Raw genomic sequence first — 3864 nt, forward strand, 5'->3', positions numbered from 1 at the left:
CGCCATCATCGCGATGATCGGCTTCACCGCGGCGTGCAGCAGTGACAGCGACAAGCCCGAAGAGYCGCCCACCACGACCACGACCACGACCGAGGTCTCGGTGACCCCGACCGAGAAGTCGCTGAACCCCGGCGGCGGCGTGTTCACTCCTCCGGTGACGGCCCCGCAGCCGACCTTCGACCCCCAGCAGAACGACTGAGCGACAACTCTGAACGGGGCGGGTCCGAATTTTTCGGACCCGCCCTCAGTTCTTCTGGAACCATGAGAACGGTGCTCGCCCGCTCACTGACCGCCCTGCTCCTCATCGGAGCATTGGTGCTCGCCGTCGATCTGTACGTCGACAGGCAACGCCCCGATGACAGGCTCATCGAGGGCCCTTACGCGTCCCTGCTGGATGCGTCGATCGACCTCGGGCCGGCCCGCGAGGAGAGCATCGAGCTCACCGCCACCCTCACCGACGAATCCCAGCCCACCGCGCTGATGGACTGGGCCCGCGACCAATCACTGTCGGTGCAGTGGCGCCCAGGCGATGACTGGGTGATCGTCGAGGGACCCCCGGCCGCCGTCGAGCAGGCGTTCGACGTCTCGGTGCGCGACTACCGCGGCAGGAGAGGACAGCTCTTCTATGCCTCACCGCATCAGCCTGCAGTCCCCGAGCCGCTGCGCGGCGAAGTGTCCGAGATCGGCCGAATCCTCAGCTACACACCACATCACATGTCGCGCCCCGATCACATTCCCCTCGATGTGCCCGATCAGGGCCTGGCGCCCCAGGCACTGCTGAACACCTACAACGTCGACGATCTGAACAGGGACGGCTTCACCGGAAGAGGAGTCACCATCGTGATCTTCGCCTTCGACGGTTTCCATCAATCCGACCTGGACACGTTCAGCACCACATTCGGCCTGCCGCAGTTCACCCCCGAGGTCGTCGGCGGATCGCCCGGCGAACCGCGCGGCGAACTGTCGATGGATCTTCAAGTGGCACATGCGATTGCCCCCGATGCCCGCAAGGTCGTGGTGAACGCCCGCCCCACCGTCGAGGGTGGTGGCGGCTACCGCAAGATCGGCGAGATGCTCGAGGACACCGATCGGCAGTTCCCCGGAGCGGTGTGGAGTTTCTCGATCGGCTGGGGTTGCGACAAGCTCATCACCGCGGCCGATCTGGCTCCGGTCCGGTCCGCGCTGCGCACAGCCCAGTCCCACGGCACCACGGCCTACAACGCCAGCGGCGACCTCGCCGGCATGGAATGCCGTGGCGGACAAGACTGGTCGTCCCCGCCGAGTGAACAGGACATCGGCCTCGACTCGATCGCCTCGCTGCCCGAGATGACCAGTGTCGGCGGCACCACCCTCTCCACCGACGCCGACGGCAGGTGGGTGTCCGAGCAGACCTGGTTCGACGTCCCACTGTCGCAGGGCACCGGCGGCGGCATATCGGCGCTCTTCGACATGCCGCCCTGGCAGCGCACCGCGGCGGCCGCGGTTGCCCCGGACCGTCACAACGGCAAGCGCATGACACCGGATATCGCCGCAGTCGCCGATCCGTTCACCGGCGTGAAGATCGTGCTCAACGATCAGATGGTCGTCGGCGGCGGCACCTCACAGTCCGCCCCCATCTGGGCCGGCCTCACCGCGGTGATGAACCAGTGGTTGCTGGAGAACAACGGCTCCCTCATCGGCGATATCAACCCGTTGCTGTACCGCATCGCCCAGGGCGCCCCGCGGCCTGCCTTCCGCGATGTGACATTGGGCGGCAACGCCGTCGACAACGCAGGGCCCGGCTATGACCTGGTCACCGGACTGGGCACGCCCGATATCGACAACCTGGTGCGCAACCTGCAGATCGCACAGAGAGTGGGTGCCTGATGAGCGCTCCCGGCATGGTCGAATGCCAGGTCTGCCAGATCGACGTTCCCGCAGGCGAATACTGCGGGCTCTGCGGCGTCCCCCTGGCCGAGCACAAACGCGGTGACGGCCCGCACTGGCTGCGCGCCCGTGCGTTCAGCGCCGCCCCCGGTCAGCGTCTGCTCTCGCCGTCGCTGACCAGTTCGCTGTTCCCGCACCTGTCGCCGCGGTCACGCAAGGTGTTCCTGATGGGTCTGGTGCTGCTGGCGGTGGCGCTGACCGTCGGCACCGTGCTGCGCATGCCCGCCGCGCTCATCGCCGTCGCCTCCCTGGGCATTCCCCTGCTGTTCGCCCTCTATCTCCGCGAATCCGGTGTGTCCCGGGATATCCCGCGCAGCACGCTGATATTGACCGCGACCCTCGGAGTGGTGCTCGGCGTCGGTTGGGTGCTGTTGACCGGAGTGGCCCTGGCCCGCGCCTACGGCGTCCCGCTGGGGGCAGGCATCGCCGGCGAACGGATTCTGCGTGACGGTATCGCGATACCGGTCGGCAGCATGCTGCTCATGCAGGTGCCCGCGCTGGTGGCGCGGTTCGGGTGGCGCGGTAACCGGGAATCCCTGGACGGCTACGCCATCGGTGCACTGGGCGCCCTGACGTTCACCGCGGCGGCCACCCTCACCCGGCTGGCGCCGCAATTCACCACCGGGATGATCAACCGGGTCCGCCCGCTGGACGGGTTGCTCGTCGAGGCGGGCATCCGCGGAATCGCCGTCCCACTGACCGCCGCCGCCGTCGGCGGCCTGATCGGCACCGCACTGTGGTTCACCCGGCCCCCCACCAAGGTCACCAAGAATCGCGGCTTCGTCCGCGGCACGCTCGTCGCCATCGCATTGGTGGTGATGGTCGTCTACGCCGGACTGGGCCTGCTCGATGTGGCCCGCTTCCCGCAGTGGCTGCAATTGGCCGGGCATCTGACCCTGACCGCACTGGCATTGTTCGCGCTGCGTGTCGGCCTGCATCTGGCCCTGCTGCACGAGGCGCAGGACGAGATCCGCACCGACGAGCCGATCCTGTGCGTGGAATGCGATCACGTCGTGCCCGATGCGCCGTTCTGCGCGAATTGCGGTGCGGCCATGCACGCATCCTCGCGCCGGTCGCGCCGGACCCGGCGCGACGATCGCCCGATCCGGCTCGCCGAGGAACCCGCGGCCGGGGAACTGGTCGTCGGCCTGAAGCCCGGGTACTCGCTGCACTCCGGTACCTTCGAAGCCCTTCAGCCGCCGAAGACGTCCTTCCGCACCGTGGCGCTGGTGCTCGGCATCGCGGTCGTCGTGGTGGCCGGCGGGCTGGTCGGGCTGTCCGGGCTGATCTCCAAACCCGCTCCCAAGTACATCTGCCCGCCGGATTGCGGGAGCCCGCCGATGAATCGCGCGGTGGAGATCAATCCCCGGTTCACCGCCCCGGACGGCTCGTTCTCGGTGTCCTACCCGGTCGAGAATGCGGCATACCAGATCTCCAAGCGCGACAACGGGATCACCGCGGTGCTGCAGGCCGGTGACGGCGGCACGATGCAGCTGTTCAGCCGGCCTGCAGCCGGGCGCACGCCGGAGGAGATCGCCGTCGGGCTGGTCAACGAGACGTTCCCGGACACCAAGACGGCCTACGAGATCCCGAACACCATGGTCGGTTACCAACACGGATACGGGATGGCCGCAGATATGTGGCCGCAGGGCGCGATGAGCAGTTCGTCCCGGATGCGCGTCATCGTGATGGTCGCCRTCAAGAACGATCTGGCCCTGATCGCCGGCGCGGTCGGGCCGTACCGCGCCTTCGGGCCGGATTTCGGTTCCGGTAAACCGTCAGCGGCCAACCTGCAGCTGGCGCTGGACATGGGTAAGTACGTCAACAGTTTCAGTTGGCGCGGCGACCCACCCCRCTAGCCCGGCGCGAGCAGACGCAAAAGGCCGCTGAAACTCCGGTTTCTGTGGCCTTTTGCGTCTGCTCGCCAGGGACCTGGGT

Annotated in this window: 3 protein-coding genes; all 3 read left to right on the forward strand. The window is 67.7% G+C overall.

Annotated elements, in window-relative coordinates; translation table 11 throughout:
• Positions 1-199, forward strand: a 199-nt coding sequence (locus AC1DTF_RS32160) for a hypothetical protein (RefSeq protein WP_477477010.1), incomplete at its 5' end; no start/stop codon positions are given.
• 62 nt (positions 200-261) lie between these two features.
• Positions 262-1866 carry a S53 family peptidase gene (locus tag AC1DTF_RS32165; RefSeq protein ID WP_057166906.1) on the forward strand — a complete coding sequence of 535 codons (1605 nt, stop codon included), beginning with the start codon at positions 262-264 and terminating at the stop codon, positions 1864-1866.
• Positions 1866-3785, forward strand: coding sequence for a zinc ribbon domain-containing protein (locus tag AC1DTF_RS32170; protein ID WP_477477011.1), 1920 nt, complete (start codon positions 1866-1868; stop codon positions 3783-3785). The genes AC1DTF_RS32165 and AC1DTF_RS32170 overlap by 1 nt, the downstream gene beginning before the upstream one ends.
• Positions 3786-3864 lie beyond the last annotated feature (79 nt).

This window comes from Mycobacterium sp. P4_H6 (genome assembly GCF_056400845.1).